Source organism: Bartonella sp. M0192, from assembly GCF_016102305.1.
In the GTDB taxonomy this organism is placed as follows: domain Bacteria; phylum Pseudomonadota; class Alphaproteobacteria; order Rhizobiales; family Rhizobiaceae; genus Bartonella; species Bartonella apihabitans.
Map to the genome: position 1 here is coordinate 2,441,241 of NZ_JACFOU010000001.1, position 20,868 is coordinate 2,462,108.

The 20,868-nt window shown below is 46.4% G+C and carries 14 protein-coding genes and 1 tRNA gene; 9 read left to right on the forward strand and 6 right to left on the reverse strand.

Features of this window, described 5'->3' with window-relative positions:
* Positions 1 to 2: 2 nt before the first annotated feature.
* Complete coding sequence (locus H3S82_RS10430) at positions 3 to 749, forward strand: ABC transporter permease (RefSeq protein WP_198232416.1); 747 nt, start codon at positions 3 to 5, stop codon at positions 747 to 749.
* Positions 750 to 1,096: 347 nt separating this feature from the next.
* Here H3S82_RS10430 and H3S82_RS10435 read toward each other — a convergent pair whose 3' ends face one another.
* On the reverse strand, positions 1,097 to 1,486 hold the full coding sequence (locus H3S82_RS10435; protein ID WP_198232417.1) for a helix-turn-helix domain-containing protein: 390 nt from the start codon (positions 1,484 to 1,486) through the stop codon (positions 1,097 to 1,099).
* Positions 1,487 to 1,590: 104 nt separating this feature from the next.
* Between H3S82_RS10435 and H3S82_RS10440 the strand changes: the two genes are divergently transcribed.
* Positions 1,591 to 2,784, forward strand: coding sequence for an MFS transporter (locus H3S82_RS10440; RefSeq protein WP_198232418.1), 1,194 nt, complete (start codon positions 1,591 to 1,593; stop codon positions 2,782 to 2,784).
* A 645-nt stretch (positions 2,785 to 3,429) separates the two neighbouring features.
* On the opposite strand, the gene H3S82_RS10445 is transcribed toward H3S82_RS10440, so the two are convergent.
* A complete protein-coding gene (locus H3S82_RS10445; protein WP_198232419.1) occupies positions 3,430 to 4,299 on the reverse strand; it encodes a LysR family transcriptional regulator in 870 nt (289 codons plus the stop codon).
* Between the two features lie 244 nt (positions 4,300 to 4,543).
* On the opposite strand from H3S82_RS10445, the gene cydD reads away from it, so the two are divergent.
* From cydD to cydX, 5 genes are read left to right on the forward strand one after another with little or no spacing between them, the layout of a single operon-like run.
* Complete coding sequence (cydD, locus tag H3S82_RS10450) at positions 4,544 to 6,241, forward strand: thiol reductant ABC exporter subunit CydD (protein ID WP_198232420.1); 1,698 nt, start codon at positions 4,544 to 4,546, stop codon at positions 6,239 to 6,241.
* Entirely contained in the window at positions 6,238 to 7,947 is a 1,710-nt protein-coding gene (locus tag H3S82_RS10455; RefSeq protein WP_198232421.1) for an amino acid ABC transporter ATP-binding/permease protein, read from the forward strand. The genes cydD and H3S82_RS10455 overlap by 4 nt, the downstream gene beginning before the upstream one ends.
* An 11-nt stretch (positions 7,948 to 7,958) precedes the next feature.
* Positions 7,959 to 9,533: a cytochrome ubiquinol oxidase subunit I gene (locus tag H3S82_RS10460; protein WP_198232422.1), complete on the forward strand. Its 1,575-nt coding sequence runs from the start codon at positions 7,959 to 7,961 to the stop codon at positions 9,531 to 9,533.
* A 12-nt stretch (positions 9,534 to 9,545) separates the two neighbouring features.
* Positions 9,546 to 10,697: a cytochrome d ubiquinol oxidase subunit II gene (gene cydB / locus H3S82_RS10465; protein ID WP_078039997.1), complete on the forward strand. Its 1,152-nt coding sequence runs from the start codon at positions 9,546 to 9,548 to the stop codon at positions 10,695 to 10,697.
* 24 nt (positions 10,698 to 10,721) lie between these two features.
* Positions 10,722 to 10,847, forward strand: coding sequence for a cytochrome bd-I oxidase subunit CydX (gene cydX / locus H3S82_RS10470; RefSeq protein WP_078039998.1), 126 nt, complete (start codon positions 10,722 to 10,724; stop codon positions 10,845 to 10,847).
* Between the two features lie 150 nt (positions 10,848 to 10,997).
* Here cydX and H3S82_RS10475 read toward each other — a convergent pair whose 3' ends face one another.
* The gene (locus tag H3S82_RS10475; RefSeq protein WP_078039999.1) at positions 10,998 to 11,510 is read right to left on the reverse strand and encodes a ClbS/DfsB family four-helix bundle protein; all 513 of its coding nucleotides are present in this window, start codon (positions 11,508 to 11,510) and stop codon (positions 10,998 to 11,000) included.
* A gap of 861 nt (positions 11,511 to 12,371) precedes the next feature.
* Here H3S82_RS10475 and H3S82_RS10480 point away from each other — a divergent pair.
* Together H3S82_RS10480 and H3S82_RS10485 are read left to right on the forward strand one after the other, a co-directional pair.
* Positions 12,372 to 15,116, forward strand: a complete 2,745-nt coding sequence (locus H3S82_RS10480; RefSeq protein ID WP_078040001.1) for an autotransporter outer membrane beta-barrel domain-containing protein — start codon at positions 12,372 to 12,374, stop codon at positions 15,114 to 15,116.
* A 486-nt stretch (positions 15,117 to 15,602) separates the two neighbouring features.
* Complete coding sequence (locus H3S82_RS10485; protein WP_188317727.1) at positions 15,603 to 15,743, forward strand: hypothetical protein; 141 nt, start codon at positions 15,603 to 15,605, stop codon at positions 15,741 to 15,743.
* Between the two features lie 338 nt (positions 15,744 to 16,081).
* Here H3S82_RS10485 and H3S82_RS10490 read toward each other — a convergent pair whose 3' ends face one another.
* The 3 genes from H3S82_RS10490 to H3S82_RS10500 all read right to left on the reverse strand — a co-directional run bounded on the left by H3S82_RS10490 (position 16,082) and on the right by H3S82_RS10500 (position 20,780).
* Positions 16,082 to 16,354 (reverse strand): hypothetical protein, encoded by a 273-nt coding sequence (locus H3S82_RS10490; RefSeq protein ID WP_078040002.1) that lies wholly within the window; start codon positions 16,352 to 16,354, stop codon positions 16,082 to 16,084.
* A 632-nt stretch (positions 16,355 to 16,986) separates the two neighbouring features.
* Positions 16,987 to 17,062, reverse strand: a tRNA-Met gene (locus tag H3S82_RS10495).
* Between the two features lie 637 nt (positions 17,063 to 17,699).
* On the reverse strand, positions 17,700 to 20,780 hold the full coding sequence (locus H3S82_RS10500; RefSeq protein WP_149867480.1) for an autotransporter outer membrane beta-barrel domain-containing protein: 3,081 nt from the start codon (positions 20,778 to 20,780) through the stop codon (positions 17,700 to 17,702).
* Positions 20,781 to 20,868: the final 88 nt, after the last annotated feature.

A 20,868-nucleotide genomic window follows, 5' to 3' on the forward strand; every position in this document is an offset into this window, starting at 1 on the left:
TGATGAAAAGCTGTCTTCGCCATCTGTCCGGTTTGTCGGGACTTGTTCTGCTTCTTTTCCTCTGGTGGCTCGGAACAGATGTTTTGAGCGCCAAAAACAGCTTTGCAAGCCGCTTTTCGGTTGAGGCAACATTACCAACTTTCTGGCACTTGTTGACCGGCTCTGACTTAGCCCTTCACGCTCTCATCAGCCTTAAACGCATTGTCGTCGGATTGGTTTTTGCACTCGTCATCGGTGTGCCTGTCGGGCTTTTGATCGGTGCAAAACCATGGGTGGAAAGAGCAACCGGTCCGGCATTCCAGTTTCTGCGCATGATTTCGCCATTGTCATGGATGCCGATTGCCGTGATGATTTTCGGCATTGGCGACAAGCCGATCTATTTTCTTCTCACCTTTGCAACCGTCTGGCCGATCATGTTCAACACAGCAGCAGGTGTCAAACAACTTGACCGGCATTTTCTGCTCGTTGCAAAAAGCCTTGCTGCAACACAAAGTGAAACATTGCTCTATGTGGTTTTTCCGGGAATTTTGAGCCATATGATGACGGGGATCCGGCTGGCGATCGGCATTTCGTGGATTATCATTGTGCCTTGTGAAATGTTGGGCGTCTCGGCAGGCCTCGGCTATTTCATTCTCGATACACGCGACCGCCTCGCTTATCCGGAACTGATGTCAACCATTCTGCTTATCGGATTAATCGGCTATTTGCTCGATAGCGCGGTTCGTGCGGCCGCCCGCCGCCTTGGCTGATCTCACCCACGGCTTGGTTGATGGAGATAACTTACATAGGATTTTAAACGGATGGGGGCGGAAGTCCCCTTTTTTATCTGAATGTTATTAAAAAACCGGCTATACTGGATGTGGTGTGCATAGCTGCAATAGTTTTAACCGTGAGCATTGCTAGCAGTCGACGTTCCTTGAAAATCCTGATTGTGATGAACGGGAAAGTTAGAAACTTGGAAGCAAATTTTTCCAAGTTTTCAGCATACTCGACGCAATACTTCCCACCGATAAAAGCTAGGGAAAATAGCGCTTTATTTTACAAACGTTACGCGGGTGTTTTTACCTTAGTTTTCCAACGCATTGATGGGTTGGTTCTATTCCGGTTTTGCGTTCTTATTCCGGTTTTTTTCAAATTTTTCCAATGCGTCGCAGTTGCTTTTTCCCCAATCAAACAGCATTTCAACCGGCTCGCAAAATCTTTTTCCGAGCGGAGTAAGCGAATATTCAACCTTTGGAGGAACAACGGTATAGACATGGCGGCGAACGAGCCCGCCTTGTTCCAGATCACGCAATGTCTGAATCATCATTTTTTTGGAAATTCCGGGTAAAGCGCGTTGCAATTCACCAGTGCGACATTTGCCATTCGGCCAATGGAACAATGCGTGGAGGAGCATGCTTTTCCATTTGACCGAAAATAATTCCATAATTCTTCGTGCCGGACAGGTTTCGACAAAGACAAGGTTTTCCTTGGTGTTATTCGGCATAATAGTCACCTTTTGGTATCTATGTCCCTATTAAGTACCTTCTAGCATATTTTTTACTACTAGCCTAGCTGTTTCTTGTATCTAACAAATCAGGGAATACCATTATGCCAGCTGCTTTATGGGCTTTTGCAATCGCCGCGTTCGGTATCGGCACAACAGAATATATTATTTCCGGCCTTTTACCTGCTATTCAGGCAGATTTTCATATTTCGGTCTCGGCTGCCGGTTTTATGGCAACCTCTTATGCATTGGGTGTATTTTTCGGAACACCGATTATCATCATATTGGGAAGCAATCTCGAAAAGAAAAAACTGCTGCTTATTGCATTGACGTTTTTCATTGTCGGAAATTTTCTGACTGCTCTTTCACCCAATTTCACCACCGCCATTTTCGGGCGGGTTATCAATTCGCTTTGCCACGGGGTTTTCATCGGTATTGCTTCTGTGCTTGCCGCCGACCTCGTCCCTCAAGATAAGCGAACCAGCGCAATTGCCTTCATGTTCAGCGGTATGACGGCCGCCAATTTTATCGGCGTTCCTGCCGGTACATGGTTCAGCCATATGACATCATGGCGCACCACTTTTTATCTCATCACTCTTATCGGTGTGCTTGCTTTTATTGCAACGTTGAGACTGGTTCCAAAACAGCCGCAACATCATGAACAATCATTGAAAAATGAACTTTTCGTTTTTGGTGATATTCATGTTCTTCTTGCCATGGGCATTACTATTTTAGGCCCTGCAGCATTTTTCACCTCGATTACCTATATTGCCCCGATGGCCAAAGAGCTTGGTCACTTTTCCGATCAGGGCGTTACATTTCTTCTGTTCATTTTTGGCGGAGGCTTGTTTGTCGGAAATTATTTGGGTGGCAAATTTGCCGACCGTGCGCTCATGCCGGTTCTTTATATTACGCTCTTCGGGCAAGCCGTTGTGATGCTGTTTTTCTATCTTACAATTGGCAACAAAATTGCGGATGTATTTTCTATATTTTTCATGGCCGCTTTCGGTTTTGCGAGCGTCTCGCCAATCCAGCGCCTTGTTATGGATAGAGCGAAAGCTGCTGGCGGTGCCAATCTTGCTTCGGCAGTCAATATTGGCTTTTTCAACCTTGGTAATGCGCTGGGTTCTTGGCTCGGCGGTTTGGTGATTGCCCTTGGCTTTGGCTATGCCTCGCCGAACTGGGCAGGTGCTTGCCTCTCTTTTGCAGCACTTTTCCTCGCTATTCTCTCAAGCCTTTTTGCAAAACGTCAGGCAAAGCAGAAATTAGGGGAATGTTGCCCGTCAAGCTACAAATAAACAATTGACTAAGCGGGGCATTCAAGGCTCCGCTTTTTCCTTCTTTGCGGGACACAAGGAAAATATAAAGCATGACCTAACCACAAGGCCAAAGCTATAAGGCAAGACCAAACAAAATGACATGCTGCATCTGAGGTTTCAAAGTGACAAGCTTTCAAATTGACCAATGTCCATTTCAACACCTATCCCGGTCAATCTGTGTCAAAGTCCACCAATATTCGAGCAGCGTAGACAATGAGCTTAGAAATCAATGAGCGTTCAGCCCGTGTTAAGGTCGGTTATCCTTCAAACAATGTGTAAATCGACTATCCTTCAACCAGTTTGGAAGCAGCCGCAGCGTAGATGGTGGGCTTCAAAGTCAATTAACCTTCAAGCAGTTTCGATGACCACAGAAATCGACCGGCATTTCTTACCCGAAAATCACACTATCCGACCAAGGTTTTCCGCCCTGAAAAGTCCCTTTGGTTTTAAGAATTTATAGATCGTTGCTCTGAACACGCCGTCGGCTCCAGTCACTCTTCAGGTAAAATTTTCTCTATATAGCGCCGAGACGCGATATGATTCACTTGAGATTGATATTTTGGAAAAATATTCCTCTAAAATATGTCTAAAAGTTTGGCCTATTGTAAAAAATCCCAGTTTTACTTACTGTTTTAGGAAATTTTTCAACTTACTGCTCGCAACCGGAATATTTTTTTTCCACGTCGCTTCATAGCGGATTTGTATCGGGCGCTCATCCTGATCGCACAAGATATAACGTTGGCCGGATGTCATAGTGATTGCCGATTTTGGCAAGAGTGCCGCGCCAAGCCCGCAATGTGCCCAGTTTTCCAGTTCCCGGAAGGAAACTGTTTTTCCGGTATATTCTTTCAGCACATGATTATGATGCCCGAACATTTCCCTGATAAACTTCGTCAATCCGGATTCGTCATCGACCATGACAAAAACCTCGTCGGCAATATCTGAAAAATGCACGACATTGACGTTTCTGATCGGCTGTGCCGTGCTCGGTATGAAATAAAGCGGCTCTTCATAAAGAAACTCGCTTGCCCTTATCGGCTTTTTTTCTGCTGCAACATCAAAAACATAATCGATTTCATCCCGTTCCAGCAAGTCGATGAGATCGCCGCTATTGCGCTCGCACAACACAATTTCCGAGTCCGGATTCTCCGTGCGAAAATCATTCATAACGGCTGCCAGATATTGGCAGCTCATCAATGGCGATTTGCCGATCCTGACAACGTTTGTTTCCTGATTATTGAATTTTTTGCTTTCGTCGACGAGATTGAAATTCGCCTCAATCAGCTTTTCGATATAGGGCATAATATGTTGCCCGAAAGCCGTAAGGCCGACACGGCGCGTCGTGCGCGAGAAAATGCGCGCCTGAAACTCGTCCTCAAGCTGGGCAATGCTGTTTGACAAGGTCGGCTGCGTCACATGGCAGTTTTTTGCCGCTACAGTAAAATTGCCGGCCTGTGCAACAGCCAAGACATAATTCAATTGTGCCAAATTCATCAGTCGTTCCCCAAGTGTTCCCTCTCATGATTTATAGCTTAAAGAAATAAATCACATTTGCAAATACAATTTTTAAAACAGGTTTCACCCATGTATAAAAAATTTATGAGCTCATACCTATATAATACTCATTCATACGATAACGCCTAATCTTGAAATATAACGAAGTGAGGACGTAAGTGTTGGCGGCAATAGTGCCGCAACGACCTTATATGTTTTGACTGTGAAAACGGGTCAAATTGATATGGAAAATGAAAGAGCCGGTCTCCAGCCAAGGCTTACCCTATCACAAATCATATTCAGTCTTTTGCCACTCTTCTGGATTGCCGAAGCTGCTTTATTAAGCCTGATTGTTGCCAAAGCAGACGAGGCGTTATCAACCATTATCGTTGCCGGTTTCGCTATAATTATACTTGCTGCAATCAAAGCCTGCCTTGATTATCGTAGCCAACTTGATCTCTTCAAAAATTCCCGCGAGAACCTGAACGGGTGGCGCAGACGCGGCTTGACCCACCTCAATTTTCTTTCTCCTTTGAGTAAAAAACGTATGCCAAGCGGCGAGGCAGCCAATATCCTTGTCGATCAGGGAGAGACACTCGTTTCATGGAACGCGAAATACCGCCCGCTGATGGTGCGCGCTGCTGTCGTTCCGCTTGTCATCCTTTGCCTTATACTCCCGTTTTCATGGCTTGCCTGTTTGCTGCTTTTTATAACCGCACCGATCATTCCATTATTTTGGGCCATTATCGGCGCCAAAGCTCAAAAAGCGGCAAAAGAACAATGGCAGGAAATGGGCGAGATGAACGGCTATCTGCTTGATCGTTTACGCGGCATAAAGACATTGCGCATACTTGACGCTACCTTCTGGAGCGCGAAACGCCTTGCCCGCCAATCCGACGATCTCATTACGCGCACAATGAAGGTGTTACGCATTGCTTTTCTGTCGTCAGCGGTGCTCGAACTTTTTTCGGCTCTCGGTGTCGCTTTGATGGCCGTCTATATCGGTTTTCATCTTTTAGGCGTCATTACCATCGGCTTTTGGGGAAACAAGCTCAGCCTTGCCGAAGGTCTCTTCATTCTTTTGCTTGCTCCGAGTTTTTTTGAACCATTGCGCGAACTTGCAAGCGTCTGGCACGACCGTGTTGCGGGTAAAGCGGCGATGGAAAATTTCACCAAACTGGTCGGCGAAGGCGAAACGATTGTTCATCAATCTTCCGATGTTCGCCAATCGACAATTGTTCAACAATCATATGACAGTAAGCCAAAAGAGACAGCTTCGCCAAAGAATGGCACTGCCATCGAAATTGATAATCTCTCATTCGCCTTTATTCCCGAAAAACCGGTTTTCAAAAACTTTTCGCTCAAAATCGGCAGGCAAGAAAAAGTTGCACTCACTGGAAAAAGTGGCGCCGGAAAATCGGTTCTGCTCGCACTCATTGCCGGTCTCATTCAGGCCGACAAGGGGGTAATCAAAGTCAACGGCTTGACTGTTAATGGCGCAAATATAGATGAAATCCGAGCCAGGATCGGCTGGATGGGGGCAAAACCCTATTGGTTCGACCAGTCAATCCTTTCCAATATAACCTTTAACAGGAAATTCGATAACATTGACGACTATCTTGATCTTGCCAATTTGCACGATTTCGCCAATGAGCGCAAATACCAGCGCCTTGGTGAAGGTGGAACCGGCGTTTCGGGTGGGGAGGCTGCCCGCCTTTCTTTGGTGCGGCTGGCATTGGAAAAAGACCGGAATGTCCTTCTTATCGACGAACCGACCGCCCATCTTGATCCTGAAAGTGCAAAGATTGTTATAGATGCACTCATAAAAATTTCAGGAGAAAATAGCCTCCTTGTTGCAACCCATGATCCGGAACTTTTCAGGCGCATGGACAGGGTGATCGAACTTTCGCCGGAAGTGAATTGCAGGGAGAGCAAAAGATGAAAACAATCCTTGCTCTCATTGCGCCTCGCGACAGAATTATCCGCAAAAAAATGCTGTGGGGACTTGTCTTTGCCATTCTTACAGCGCTTTCGACAATCGGTCTTCTTTGCCTATCCGGCTGGTTTATTACAGCAACTGGAATAGCGGGTTTAACGATTGCGGCAACACGTGTTTTCGATGTTTTTATGCCCTCGGCTGCCATACGGTTTTTTGCACTTTTGAGAACCGGTGCGCGCTACGCTGAGCGGCTTGTCAATCATGATGCGACATTCATGCAGAGCCGAGGCTTGCGGTTGCAACTCTTCAAAACGATTGCACAAAGAAAATCCTTGCGCGATCTTGCCATGCGTCCGGCACGGCTGTTGCACCGTTTAACCGGCGATATTGATAGTTATGAGCTCATTTATCTGAAGCTTATCGTCCCTTCCATTGTTGCGCTCATTGCAATTTTAACAATTATAGCGGTGCTTTCGTCCGTTCATTTGGGCATGGGCCTTGGCTTCGGATTTATTGTTTTTGCAGCCGTCATTGTTTTTTCCTGCCTTTCCATAAAACTTGACGAAAAACGCTCGGCCTCCCTTGCCATCCGGCGCGAAAGCCTGCGCACACGTGTAATCGCACTTCTTTCCGGCCAGACCGACCTTGTTATGAATGGTTGCCAGCAGTCCTTTACCAGCCATGTCATGAATACTGAAGACAGCCTCGCAACAAGTGATGTTTCCTTGAAAAAACGGCAGCTCGCCATTGAAACGATCAGCGGTTTTGTCGACAAGCTCATTTTTGTCGGGCTTATTCTGACAAATGTTCTACTCTATCGCTCCGGTTCGATCAGCCTGCCGCTAGCTGTACTTTGTGTACTGGCCGCACTGACACTCTATGACCTTGTCAAACCGCTTTATCAGGGCTCTAGCGAGATTGGCCGCTATATATTGGCGTTACGCAGACTTTCGCCATTTGTCGAAGGTGAAAGTGCCAATTCAGCCAAACCCCGTGAAGAATTGCCACCATGTAGCTATGTGGCGATAGCCGACATCAAACGGGCAAGCTACGAGCCGCAATTGCCGGCAGTTTTGAACGACATTCATTTCACCGTCAGCGCAGGAGAAAAAATAGCCTTTGTTGGCCCCAATGGTGCCGGCAAAAGCTCGCTTATTTCGCTTTTCATGACAAAAGATATGATTGTGGAGGGAAAAATTGCAGCAATAAGAGCAGCATTATTGGAACAAAATACCTATATATTTCATGACACTCTGCATGAGAACCTGAAACTTGCCAATGTGACCGCCTCTGACGAAGACATGGTCGAGGCTATGGAGCGTGCGGGACTACACGACTATCTCGATAATCTCAAAGACGGCCTCTATAGCAGCGTCGGTGAAAACCAGACCGGTCTTTCAACCGGTCAGGCACGTCGCTTCGCATTGGCACGCCTTTTCCTGCAGAAACGCGACCTGTGGCTACTTGATGAGCCGACAGAGAATATAGATGGCGGAACCGCCCGCGATATTCTCGAGCGCATGAAGCACTATGGGCGTGAAAAAAGCTGGCTCCTTGTCACCCACCTGAAACGGGAAGCAACCTGTTGCGACCGCATCATCACACTCGATCACACCCGCATCACCGGCGACTATGAGCGCTCGAGCGAAAACTATCAACGCGTTTTAGAAAGTTTACGCGAGGACAATTATGACAAACACTCAATGTAAGGACTTGAATTATGGATATTGACATTGTCAGCCTATCACGGTTCCAATTCGCCGCGACTGCGCTTTACCATTTTCTGTTTGTCCCACTCACACTAGGATTATCAATCCTGCTTGCCATTATGGAAAGCGTCTATGTCATGACAGGTCGAACGATCTGGCGGGATATGACCAAGTTCTGGGGACTGCTATTTGGTATTAATTTTGCGCTGGGGGTCGCAACCGGCGTGGTTATGGAATTCCAGTTCGGCATGAACTGGAGCTATTATAGCCATTATGTCGGCGATATTTTTGGCGCACCTTTGGCTATTGAAGCTTTGATGGCTTTCTTTCTGGAAGCAACCTTTGTCGGCCTGTTCTTCTTCGGATGGGACCGCATGTCAAAGGTTAAACACCTGATTGCCACATGGTGCGTGGCCTTCGGCTCCAACTTCTCGGCTTTGTGGATTCTGGTTGCCAATGGCTGGATGCAAAATCCGGTTGCCTCCACCTTCAACCCGCAAACCATGCGTATGGAAATGGGCGACTTCGCCTCGGTTATTTTGAACCCTGTTGCGCAAGCGAAATTCGTTCACACGGTTTCAGCCGGTTATACAACTGCGGCTGCCTTCGTTCTTGGCGTTTCCGCCTGGTACCTCCTGAGAGGTCGCTATAAAGAAATTGCCAAACGCTCGATGACAGTTGCCGCATCATTCGGTCTTGCTGCTTCGCTTTCCGTCGTAGTTCTGGGAGATGAAAGCGGCTACCTTTCCGGTGAACACCAGAAAATGAAACTCGCCGCTATCGAAGCCATGTGGGATACCGAAAAAGCTCCTGCTTCTTTCACATTGTTCGGTCTTCCCGATGTTAAAAACCGCGAAACCCATTTTGCTATCCACATTCCGTGGGTCATGGGCATTATCGGCACACGTTCGTTTGACGAACAGATTCCTGGCATCAAGGATCTTGTCGCACAATCTGAAAAAGAAATCAGACAAGGTATTCTCGCTTATGATGCACTCGAAAAAATCCAGCAGGCAAAAGGTGCATCTGTTCCGCAAGAAACAATCGACCAGTTTGAAAATAACGGTCGTTCACTCGGTTATGCACTTTTGTTGAAACGCTATGTCGATGACCCTCGTACAGCAACAGACGACCAGATCAACAAAGCGGCTTGGGACCTTGTTCCGGAAGTTCCGGTTATCTTCTGGGCTTTCCGTATCATGGTTGCCTGTGGCTTTGCCCTTATCCTGATTATGGCGACATTCTTCTATCTGTCGGCACGTCATCGTCTGGAAAACCGGCGCTGGTTGCTTAAACTTGCTGTTTGTGCCATCGCGCTTCCGTGGATTTCTGTCGAATGTGGATGGGTTGTTGCCGAAATCGGACGTCAGCCATGGATTATCGAAGGAATTCTTCCGACCGCCGTTGCGGTTTCAAACCTCGGCGTTACGACAGTGTTCCTGACAATTTGCGGCTTTGTTGCCCTCTATACTGCGCTTCTTGTTGTCGAAGTCCGCTTGATGCTGAAATATATCAGAAAAGGTCCGGACGTTCTCAACGAGCACAGCGAGGTTCAAAACAACGCCTCTGCCACAGCATTATCTTAAAGGATAAAAATCATGATTTTGCACGATTTGATTTCATATGACGTGTTACGTATCATATGGTGGCTGCTGCTTGGCATTGTGCTTGTCGGCTTTGCAGTCATGGACGGTTTCGATCTGGGAACCGGTATGTTGCTCCCCTTTGTGGGCAAGACCGATCTTGAACGACGCATTGTCATCAACACGGTCGGACCGGTTTGGGAAGGCAATCAGGTTTGGTTGATTTTGGCAGGCGGTTCAATTTTTGCCGCTTGGCCACAGCTTTACGCTGTTTCGTTTTCGGGCTTTTATATTGCCATGTTCCTTGTGCTCGTTGGCATTATTCTGCGCCCTGTAGGCTTCAAATACCGCAGCAAACGCGAAAGCAAAACCTGGCGGTCAACCTGGGACTGGCTGCTTTTCGTCGGTGGCTTTGTGCCGAGCCTGATTTTCGGCGTTGCAATGGGCAATGTACTTGAAGGTGTTCCCTTCGAGATTAAGCCCGATATGCAGGTTTTCTATCGCGGTTCGTTCTTCGGACTGTTGAACCCGTTTGCAATCCTTTGCGGGGTTCTGTCGATTGTCATGCTGCTCACCCACGGGGCAAGCTGGCTTGCTGTCAAAACAGATGATCCGATTTTCAGCCGTGTACGCAAAGTCGGCATGATTACGGGTGTTCTCACAACCATTCTTTATGGTTTGTGCGGGCTTTTGTTGAACGTTGCAACAACCGGCTATCATATTACCGGTGGTGTGGTTGCCAACGGCCCTTCAAACCCGTTGATGAAACAGGTTGCAACCAACGCTTCTGGTTGGCTTGACAATTACCATCAAACACCGATCTTGTGGATTGTTCCGATTATCGGACTTGTTGCACCACTATTGGCAGCCGCATGTCTCGCCATGAGAAAACCGGTTCTTGCCATTATCGCTAACGGACTTGGCATTGCCGGCATTATCGCAAGCGTTGGCGTTGCAATGTTCCCGTTCATCCTGCCTTCAACGATTGATCCGGTGATGAGCCTTACAGTATGGGATTCTTCCTCAAGCCATTTCACCCTCTTTGTCATGCTGATTGTCGCGATCATTTTTGTTCCGACAGTCTTGGCCTACACAAGCTGGGTTTACAAAATCCTTTGGGGAAAAGTCAGCGTCAAAACAATCGAAGGAAACAAGCAATCCTATTGATTGCTATTCTTGAAAGGAAATTCCATGTGGTATTTTTCATGGGCACTTGGCCTTCCGCTTGCTGCTGCTTTCGCAATATTGAATGCAATGTGGTATGAATTGATGGAAGACAATGCCAAACAAAAGTCAGGCGAAAATAAATCCGAATAGCCTGTTAAACTATAAAATCATTGCCGCGGAAAGCTCCTGCTCTCCGCGGCATTTTATTTTTCTCGCAGCGTTTTCTTCGGCAATTGTCGTTTTAAAAAGGCACACCAACCGGTCTCTTTGCCTTCCAATTTATGCACTCTGAAATCATCTTTATTCGGTGTCGAGATTTTTCAACCATTTCCGCAAGCGGTTTCTCGCATTGGAATAGGGTGAAGAGGTATTCAATTGGATCATCCGCCCCATTGTCCATTTTCCGCACCACTCTTTTTCGTAAAGCTTCCGGTTACTTCGTTTGGAAATTTCGCCAATAATTTTTTCTTTTGCCTGACGAAGCCGATCAACAAGCTCAACAAAAGGAACATTTTTATAATCGGAATAAAATTTTTGGGCGAGTTCACCAAGTTCATTCCACTTGAAGCCGGTTTCAGGAAAATCGATGAGCTCTCCTTTTTCATCCCTTTCCAACCATTTCAGGACAAGCCTATTCCACCCCAAAAGATAGGCAACGAGATTTGAAACAGTCATAAGCTCGCCTTTTGAATGCCCCTCCATGAGCGGTAAACCGGAAACATCTGCTGGTACTTTACGCAAATCGTCGGCAAGTTTGGAAAAAGTCGTTTCGATTGCATTCAGCAATTCATCTTTATTTTGCGGTATAGACACTTTTCCCTCGTTTGTTATTTTCAGAGATTGAACCTGCTTTTTTGGTCAATAACATTCCTTGAATAGGTTTTACGAGCAACGTCAGAAGCGCGATTACAACGCTCTTTTTTCATATAGGCAAACAACTATTTAAACAAAAACAAAAAATACAAATTTTGTAAGATAGAGTGCAGGTTTTCAAAAAATATGAAGCACGCATAGAGAGCGATATAGCTCTTGGTGTCAAATAGCGCTAGCGGAACAATCGCCTATCGCAAATAAAACAGAATAACCTCATCACCTATTTTCTTGCACAATCAAGAGCGCGTTCTAAAGCTATTGTGGTCGGCATGGAAGGGATATAAACAGATTTTATTTTGGCGTATTTTCGGCCTTTTTAAACGCGTTCGTGCGCTTATACGGCGCGTTGGCACGCTTCAATCATATGCAGGAAAACCGAAATTTTCTGCAAAAGAGCAAAAGCGCAATTCAAAAAACATGTTTTTAGAACAGCTACACTGTAGCGCAATAAAGTATAATAGAACGAAAACAGCTTAATAGAGTGAAAAGAATAATGCTGAATAGCTCATCAAAAATAGCTTTAATCTTCCTTGCATTTCTTACCGCCATACCAGTCAAATGGATTGAAAATCAAAATAACAGACGTGATCGTTAAAAAGACAACTTATTCGCAAGAAAAACTTTGTAATCGACCTTTTTAAACCGTTTTAACAAAAAACGCTTTAACGCGGTTTTACATTTTATAATTGCGCGCACTCTTGAATGAAATTGATTTTTATGTTTTACAGGAGTTGATTCATTCAATTTGAGAAAAAGCCACCTGCAATAGATTTGCGAATGCGGTTTAGGAGAAAATGAAATATGATAAATAAATATGTGACGGTGAAAGTTTCGACTTTCACGTTGATGCTTTGTTTATCCTTATCAACTTCGGCAAGTGCCTATGCAGAGGATATTCTTTACAATGGTACTTTGGAAGATGCTGCCACTAAACTTCATCTCGATCCAGATAGAACTAATAAATCTATTTATCCTGCAGCTTCGTCATCAAATAACACTATTTCCGTATCAAATAATAGTAATTTATCGTTTGATGAAACTGATGAAACTCACTATGTTCCTCCTTATAACGTTATAGGTGGCTTAAATAGTGTTGGCGAAGCCAGCAATAATAAAGTTATTTTGGATGGCGGTAAAATTCAAAACCATGTTTACGGTGGGCGTATAGAAGGCGAAATAGGAAATACCAATAATAATTATGTCTATGTAAAGGACACTACCTTATCAGGTAATTTTTTCGGCGGCTTAGCCGAGTACGGAACCGCAAATGGCAATCGTATTGTTATAGAGTCCGGTAAGTTTTCTTCGACGACAAAAATTTATGGCGGTTTTTCCTCGGGATATGGTGATACCAATAACAACAACGTTATCATTCATAGTGCAAATATTGAAAATAGTATGATTTACGGGGGATTTGCTACAGCGGATGGCAATGCGTGGGGAAACCATGTTAATATAGCAAGTAAAGGGCCTATAAAAACTAAAGTAGGCCAAGTTATTGGTGGGTACCTGTACCAATCGGGCGATTCTTTGGAAACAGCAACATCAGCCAAGGGCAATAGTGTTACCATTGAAGAAAACACCGAAGTTACCGGCGAGGTATACGGTGGTCAAATTAGTAGCGGCGTTGGCACTGCTGGTGGCACAAATGAAGATGATGGTAATAGGGTCACTATCACGGGCGCAACGGTCGGCGGCAGCATTTATGGCGGTATGGCCAACGGTGCGGCGTTGAATAATGTGGTGACAATAACACAAAGCACTGTCAAAGATAGTATTTTTGGCGGATCAAGCAAATCCGTTGGAGACGCATCTTTTAACAAAGTTTTTTTGACGGGTGTCAATATTGCCGAAAAAAACGTAACAGGCGGGTTGGCTTCACTTGGTGATGCAACAGAAAACAAGGTGACAGTATCGGCCAAAAGTAGTGCACAAAGCGTCATAGGCGGTCAAAGCCAAAATGGTGGAGCGACAGCAAATAGTGTTGCTATTGAGGATGCGACAATTACCGGAGATGTTTTCGGTGGCATATCTTCTGGTAGTTCGGCAACGAAAAACATTGTGACGTTGATGGGAAAAAGCGTCGGAATTTCCGGTTCGGTGTATGGCGGCTATGACGCGGCTGCTTCATCGAATGATGTTTTTACCGGCAATACGCTAAATCTGAATGAATTTCGCGGAAGCATGGCAGGCATCTATAATTTTGAAAACTACAATTGGGTTTTGCCGAAAGATATTGTGAACAATGATACACTTATCCATATTACAGGTACAAATCCTGTTGATCTGGCAAAAACCAGCCATACAGTTTCATTGCTAAATGACGGTAACCGGTTGCATGTTAACGACAAAATAACATTGATCGACAAGTCCAAAAATGGGCCCGATGTTTCCAGCTTGGAAGTTCACCAAGGCAACTTCATTATTTATGACATGAAATTGCAACAGGAAAATGATGGCTATGTTCTGACGGCTGTCAATGTGACAGATACGAGCGATAATGGCGGAGACAATTCCGGTGATGAACTGGCCGGACGGATCAATCCGCGATCCAAAGCTTTTTCCGAAGGGCGTGTGGCTTCCCTCGGATTTTTGAACCAGGCTGCAGACCTTATTGCCAATTCGGGCATACGCTCGGCAAAAGCTGCGGTTCTTGAAGGTGCTGACAAGGCTTGGAATATGAATTTGATGCCATTTTTTGTCATTGACGGCAGTTCCAACCGTTACAAGACGGGTAGCCATGCCGATGTAGACGGCTTCAATATGGCTGTCGGTCTGGCTAGCGGGTTTGAAATTGCCAATAAACACGCTGTGACACTCGGGGCATTTTTTGAGTATGGCCGTGGGACTTACGACACCTATAACAGTTTTGCAACCTATGCCTCTGTTCATGGTGATGGCGATACCCATTATACAGGTGGCGGTATTTTGGGGCGAATTGATTTTGCCGGTACCGGCCTTGGTCTGGTTGACAAGCTCGATGCCGGACAAGCAGATGGCCTTTATGCCGAAGCGTCATTCCGGGCTGGCCACATAGATACCGATTTTGATACCAATGATATTTTGGGAATTACCGGTGGCAGCAGCAAATATGATAGCGGTGCCGACTACTATGGTCTGCATGGCGGTGTCGGTTATGTCATGAATTTTGACGAACGCAATTCGGTTGATGTTTATGCCCGTTATCTATGGACCAAGATTGACAGCGAAACCGTTAACATCGGTGTCGACAAGCTCAGGTTCGACGACGCTGACAGTTCGCGCATTCGCATTGGCACGCGCTACACGATGGCTTATAACCAGCAGTTCAAACCTTTTGTTGGTGTTGCCTACGATCATGAATTCGAAGGTACAATTGACGCACATGCTTATCAATTAAAACTGGATAAACCTTCACTTGAGGGAGATTCCGGCATATTCGAGGCAGGTGTTTCGATGAAACCGATAAGCACTATAGAAGCGTTAAGTGTTGACATTAGCGGGCAAGGTTATATCGGCAAACGCCAAGGTGGCGGCGGCGGCCTCAAGATTAAATACCAGTTCTGATCACGAGCAGGCCGATATATAGCTTTTACATTTGTCATTGCCTTGTTCAAAACGCGGCAAACGTCAGTTTTGATATGTGGTTTTGTCTCATGTTGTGGGATGTATTGCCGATAAAAGCGGCTTTTCACAGTTCGGCGCTGTTTTTGTCAGATTGCTCATCTCCCGACGAGTTTTAAAACGATCTACTTTGTCGGCCGGTCGTAATAGAAGCCGGTATCGTCCGGCCTTTATAAAAATGATGACACAGCCTAAGCGGAAAATGATAAATGGGGCTTGCCTAGTTTAGTGACAAAATTTTGTGCTAAGCCTATGGCAAGATATTAAGAACAGTTATTGTATCCGTAGTCACATTTAAGAGCAGAGAATTCGCGATCTTGTCCGCTTTTTTCCGGTCGATTTAACAGCCCTTCAAACAGCAGAGTTGACAGGGCTTAATCGTAATACCGTTGACCGTTTTTATCATGGTCTGCATCAAGGAATATTTGCTTGCCAGTAAAGTCAGAGCGACCAATGTTCGGCGTTGTCGAAATTGATAAAAGTCTGTTCTGTCCACGGCGGCAAAAAGGTAAACGTAATCGCGGTGCTTATGGTAATATAACTGTTTTTGGCATTTTTGAACTCGATTGACGAGTTTATACAGAAGTTGTTCCTCATTGCCCGAAAGCCACGTTACAGGGAATTATACGCGGAAGAGTAGATATAGCATCCTTCATAAACTCCTATGGATGGCGCGGAATATAATGGGCTGGTTAATCCCGGATATAGTCATTTCTATTCACACCTGTTCTCCTTGGCTCTGTCGTTCCTGTTGCTATCGCATTCGTTGTGAACAACATCGGGGCGGGTAAAAACTGGCCAAAATATTGGTGGTAATTGCGCCTTAAATCTCATCGGAAACTTCAAATAAATGAAGTAACCAGCGCAAGAACCTGATTGCAGGAAAGATTGCAGATAGTACGCACGTCCTATTGCGAAAAAACATCAAACTTATTGTAGTCAACGATCAGTTTATCACCGGTATTGGCAATCAGTTCGGCAATCTTTTCCCAAAAAAGCTGCGCGTTGCTCAAAACCGGTCTCAGGATAGATCGGAAAAGCAGCCCATGCCAATTTGGTTGCCTCATCAAGATCATCAAAAGTTGCGCCAACAAAACTATCTCGACCATTCGCAGTTCAGCGAATATCGGTTCTATCATCATAGCCATGCCGGCGATATTCAATGCGACGGGAGATCTCATTTCGTCCGTTACCGATCCTTTCTGGCACTGAGACTTTACGGAACGAGTTAAGCGAAGCCTCCGGGCAATGAGATATTGCCTATTCTATTTTTATGACGCCTAAAACCGTGTTTGCCAATCCTGAAGGACAGATCAATTTTTGCTGCTGGCAAAACGACAAATAGCACACAAAGGGGCTTTCTCTTGAAGAGTAGATGAACAGTTTCAAAGCTGTTAGCGATCACACACGCCCAAGATCTCCACTTATCAAGCAGCAAGGGGGTGTCTCGATAGATGGCCGGCCAATCGTCAACAGGGGTATTTGAAGCCAGTTTTTAAGCAGGTAAGCCACCACGGAGATATCACCAAGAGGGGCATTTTAGCAGGATATTTTTGACGTGCGTTTCGATAGAAAGTGACGAAGCTTGTTTTCCCGAAGTTAGATTTCGGTTTTTACATAACGATATTCGGGCCATAGCGTTATATAAGTCCTTATTCCCGCTTCGCATCAGACACAGGCCAAGCGACGAGCATTTGAAGGCAAACGGAGAAGCGGAGCCGCGGACGGGTAACGGGACAACACTTATATAATGAGGATATTGAAAGGTGAGAATCCGGCGAAAGCAGGAGAAGGAAGAAGTCGTGGGGGTGATTGGCTGCGGGGGCAGGATTTGAACTTGCGGCCTTCCGGTTATGGGCCTGACGAGCTACCGGGCTCCCCACCCCGCACTAAGGAAGAGTTTTTACGAGAAGCGCGAGGGGAGCGACAAGGCCACCGGATCGAGAACTGTAAATGTTAGAGTTACGTTAAAGATGGATGTAACCGGATAAGAACGAGCCAAGTGGCTGATTTCGTTATAACAATTCAAGCAAACCAATCAAGAATGGTCTGCCCGTTAAACAACAATTGAAGAGGAAGCAAGGGGCTAAATATCGTAAAGATCGGTCTCGATCGATTATCTCTATTTTGGCATTATTCAACTGCGTGATTAACGTTCCAAGCGGTACGTTCTCTTGGTCGGTGTAGAATCTTTCAGTGAAACTGATTTTATTTAAATCCCGTTTCATGAAAATCGATAGGTTGGCCTTTTCAATCAAAATCCAGCCACTTTAAAACAAGCTTGTTTCACAAAAGCAAATAAGCAACCATATCTTCAATCGTTATCTTGGAGCCTTTTTACGCCCATCCATTGTCGGAAGGTTAGAAAAATCTGAAGGCAATCGCCCCGATAAGCCAGAAAACTTTTCAAATTGGAAACATCTTGCCTTCAGGAGTTCTTCTTTGTTTGCAAGTCCAGCCTTCGCGAGCCTTATAAAATGTTTGCAAACACTCTGACACCTGTTCACATCCATACCACGATAGCGATCAGAACTGGTATTTGAGCTTGATGCCGCCACCGCCGCCTTGGCGTTGTCCGGCGTAGCCCTGACCGTTGACATCAATGCTCAAGGCCTTGTTGCTGGCAACCGGTTGAAGGCTGAAACCAGCCTCGAAAATACCAGTGCTGCCCTCTAACGATGGACGGTCGAGATTGAACTCATAGGCCTTCGCCGTCACCTCGCCATCAAACTCGTATTCATAGGCCGCACCAATGTAAGGCTTGAATTGTTCGCTATAGGCATAAGCATAACGACCACCAAGTTGAATGCGTGAACTCGTCGAGCTGTCAAAGTGAAGCGGCTCATTGGCGACAGAAACATCATCACTATCCATATGCGTCCATAAATAACGACCAAAGACATCAAGCGCCTGTCTTTCATTGACGTTGAACACATAGCCACCGGCAACATGCCCGCCATAATAGGTCACCGAGCTATCATAAGAACCACGATAGACACCGGTGAAGTTACCAAATAGATTGGCATTGCGCCCGACATCGAATTCACTCTTGGCGCGACCGGCACGAAGCGAGGCTTCCACATAAAGACCATCAGCCTGATCGGCGGCAAGCTGGCGCACACGGCCAAGACCGGTTCCTGCAAAGTCGATACGACCGAAGATGCCGCCGCCCTTATAGTTGCTATCGCCATCACCATGCACAGAGGCAAAGTCGGTAAAGCTGTTATAGGTATCATAGGTGCCACGGCCATATTCAAAGAAGGTCCCCATAGTGGCCTTGTGGCCTGTTGCAAAATCGAAGCCTGTGGCAAGACCGACCGCCATATTGAAGCCGTCTATATCCACATGACTGCCTGTCTTATAACGTTGCGATGAACCATTGGCGATCATGAACGGTATGAAAGCCGGACGGTTGAAATTATCCTCATTGGCACGCACCATGATGCGAATATGGTCTATACCGGCTGTTGCTATCAGGTCACTCCCCTGATTGACAAAGCCAAGGGCTGCCGCACGGCCTTCCGAATAAGATTTCGATTGCGGATTGATCTTGGCAGCTGAACCACCGCCTCCATTACCACTGTTACCATCATTATCAATATCATCACCGCCGCCACCGCTATTGCCGGCGCCGCTATTGCTGTCACCGCTATTGCCGCCACCGCCCGGTATGTCATTGTCATTATTATTAATAGTCAATACCAATGCAATATTGCCTGTGTTTTGCTGTGCCAATGTCGCATCATAGACAATGAAGCTCCCCTGCCTGATGGTATAATTCTGTGAGGCAAGGCTACCTGTCGTCTTATCGATCATGGTAACCCTATCACCGCCCTTCAGACGGCTGCCATCATTGACCATGGCAATGGTATGTTTGGTATCGGTCAAATCAACGGCAGTGCCGCCATTGGCAATTGTCACAAGCACATCGCCATTCTTCACGTCACTTGGCAATGTCCAGTTATAGGTCTCGAAATTGTAGATACCAGAAACAGTTCCGCGATAACCGATGAGATTAAGTGTGTTACCTTTAATAACTGTATCGAAGTCGGTATTGTCCGATCCGTCGCCATAGACACTCCGCCCCCCCCAGATTGAGCCGTAGGTCGTCACATTGCCATCATCATCACGCGCACCAATTTTGATGTCGGCACCTTCCAACGTAATCGTATTGCCGGTAGCTGCGCCACCAGATCCGGTAGTACCGGAATCCGTTGCACCGCCAATACTATAGCCGCCATAGACATCGCCCCAAATTAACGATTTTCCGGTTATGGTAACCGTGTTATCGCTTACATTTCCTCCGCTTCCTCCCTCACCGTCGCCGCTAGCTCCTCCGATACTTACACCGCCAAAAACACTTCCGCCCTCAATACCATCATGCCCAAGTCCACCCATATCTGGTAACCCCGAGCCGCCTTTTCCGCCATCTGCGCCCTTTAGAATAACGTTCGTCAATGTAATTGTGTTTTCACTGACACTGCCGCCTGCACCACCCGTACCCATACCGACCACCTGGTAGCCTGCCGCACCGCCAATGCTCAGTCCTCCAAAAACCGAGCCACCGCCCATACCACCGGCACCCCCGCCGCCGGCATTACTTCCACCGCCATCTCCCCCTGCAGCTCCAATCAAAGTAACATTTGTCAGTGCGACCCGGTTACTGCTGACATTGCCCCCGACATTGTATCCGCCTATGTGATCAGGTATGAATCCGGCATCAGCCCCGCCAATGCTCAAGCCGCCATAGACCGAACCGCCCCCCATGCCGCCGACACCACCGCCAACATTGCCATTCATGCCCTGACCGCCAATACCGCCTGCTCCCCCTGTCAAGGTTACATCTATTAATGTTACGTGGTTTTTACTAGCCGAACCGCCTTCTCCGCCATTTTCGGCTGTACCAGCCGAGCCGCCCATACTCAAGCCCCCAAAAATAGAGGCGCCGCCCATACCACCTATTCCACCACTAAGCGCACCGGTTACGCCGCCGCCAGCAATACCGTTTCCACCGTTACCACCTTTCAAATCGACATTTGAAAGTTTTACTGCGTTACCGTTTACAGCCCCGCCATTTCCACCACTACCGCCACCGGTTATACCTTGACTACCAGCGCCGCCACTACTCAAACCACCGAAAACAGACCCGCCGCCCGCACTCCCTCCATTGGTCACATCGGTTCCCAAGCCTCCATTGGCAGCGGATTGGCCTGACCAATTATACCGGACATTGCTGATCGAAATTTGATTGTTCGAGATATCAGCCGCCGTAACACCTTCTCCCATGCCTCGGTTCAACTGGACATCTACACCGCCATAAATAATGTAAGGTGCGTTGATTGTTCCGGTTGTTGTCCAAGCGGCCTGTCCTGCTCCGCCCGTGCCACCATCAACAGTAACCACATTGTCACTATAAATATCGGTTGAATAAAGACTTTTATAAGTGCCGCCGTTACCTGTAGGATCCAGTTGCAAAATAGAAATGTTGTTTCCGTCAAAAACTAACGTTTCTGCTAAAGATGTACTGCTGTAAAACAATGACGCAACAAGAGTGCAAACGGATACCCCGTTTGCCCAGATGGCTTTTCTGATCGAAGAGTTAGACATCTATACAATCCTGTAACGGATAAATCGAAAGTCCTGAAATGCACGAACCCGAATTGGTTATTCTACTTAAGGTATTTTGGCTCACTTT

Excerpts from the sequence above, each read along its gene's own strand:
- H3S82_RS10500 (WP_149867480.1), bottom strand. The coding sequence starts at position 20,780 with ATGTCTAACTCTTCGATCAGAAAAGCCATCTGGGCAAACGGGGTATCC.
- H3S82_RS10430 (WP_198232416.1), top strand. The coding sequence starts at position 3 with ATGAAAAGCTGTCTTCGCCATCTGTCCGGTTTGTCGGGACTTGTTCTG.
- cydB (WP_078039997.1), top strand. The coding sequence starts at position 9,546 with ATGATTTTGCACGATTTGATTTCATATGACGTGTTACGTATCATATGG.
- cydX (WP_078039998.1), top strand. The coding sequence starts at position 10,722 with ATGTGGTATTTTTCATGGGCACTTGGCCTTCCGCTTGCTGCTGCTTTC.
- H3S82_RS10460 (WP_198232422.1), top strand. The coding sequence starts at position 7,959 with ATGGATATTGACATTGTCAGCCTATCACGGTTCCAATTCGCCGCGACT.
- H3S82_RS10480 (WP_078040001.1), top strand. The coding sequence starts at position 12,372 with ATGATAAATAAATATGTGACGGTGAAAGTTTCGACTTTCACGTTGATG.
- H3S82_RS10455 (WP_198232421.1), top strand. The coding sequence starts at position 6,238 with ATGAAAACAATCCTTGCTCTCATTGCGCCTCGCGACAGAATTATCCGC.
- H3S82_RS10440 (WP_198232418.1), top strand. The coding sequence starts at position 1,591 with ATGCCAGCTGCTTTATGGGCTTTTGCAATCGCCGCGTTCGGTATCGGC.
- H3S82_RS10435 (WP_198232417.1), bottom strand. The coding sequence starts at position 1,486 with ATGCCGAATAACACCAAGGAAAACCTTGTCTTTGTCGAAACCTGTCCG.
- H3S82_RS10490 (WP_078040002.1), bottom strand. The coding sequence starts at position 16,354 with ATGAGATCTCCCGTCGCATTGAATATCGCCGGCATGGCTATGATGATA.
- cydD (WP_198232420.1), top strand. The coding sequence starts at position 4,544 with ATGGAAAATGAAAGAGCCGGTCTCCAGCCAAGGCTTACCCTATCACAA.
- H3S82_RS10445 (WP_198232419.1), bottom strand. The coding sequence starts at position 4,299 with ATGAATTTGGCACAATTGAATTATGTCTTGGCTGTTGCACAGGCCGGC.